The organism is Sphingobium sp. (genome assembly GCF_041987595.1).
Lineage (GTDB): Bacteria > Pseudomonadota > Alphaproteobacteria > Sphingomonadales > Sphingomonadaceae > Sphingobium.
This window is the reverse complement of record NZ_JBHIWJ010000208.1, coordinates 1-754: the sequence shown is the minus strand read 5'-3', so window position 1 is coordinate 754 and position 754 is coordinate 1. Positions and strand designations below refer to the sequence as shown.

At 64.1% G+C, this 754-nt stretch carries 1 protein-coding gene; it reads left to right on the top strand.

The features are described from left to right. Positions 1-754 (top strand): histidine kinase dimerization/phospho-acceptor domain-containing protein (locus tag ACFC3J_RS22775; protein ID WP_375198184.1); only part of this gene is annotated, 754 nt, incomplete at both ends.

Genomic DNA, 754 nt, shown 5'->3' with positions numbered 1-754 from the left:
GCGACGTGGTCGGCATGCCCCTGCGCGACGGACTTCCCGAGATTGCCGGCCAAGGCTTCATCGAGCTTCTGGACGGGGTGTATCAGACCGGCGAGCCCTTTGTGGGCCGCAATCTCGAAGCCCATCTGCAGCGCACGCCGGACGGACCGCTCGAGATCCGCTTCGTGAACCTCATTTATCAACCCATTGTCGAGCCCGATGGCAGCGTCTCGGGTATATTCGTCGACGGCTATGATGTGACGCATCAGAAGCGGGCGGAAGATCAGCTTCACGATCTTAACGAGACGCTCGAGCACCGGGTCGAGCAGCGCACCGAAGAGCTGGGCACGGCGCTGGGCCGGCTACAGCAGGAAACGCTGGACCGGGAGGCCGCCGAAGCGGCGCTACGCCAGTCGCAGAAGCTCGAAGCGCTCGGCAAGCTGACGGGCGGCGTGGCGCATGATTTCAACAATCTGCTGCAGGTGGTGAGTGGGAACCTCCAACTGCTCTCGCGCGACCTTGCAGGAAACGAGCGCGCCGAGCAGCGGGTGCAGAACGCCATGGCAGGCGTATCGCGCGGCGCGAAGCTCGCCTCGCAGCTCCTGGCATTCGGTCGCAGGCAGCCGCTTGAGCCCAAGGTCGTCAACCTCGGCCGGCTCATCAACAATATGGACGATCTTCTGCGCCGGGTGATCGGCGAGGATGTCGAGATCGAGACCATCCTGAGCGGCGGCCTCTGGAACTGTCTCGTCGATCCGGGGCAGATCGAGAACGC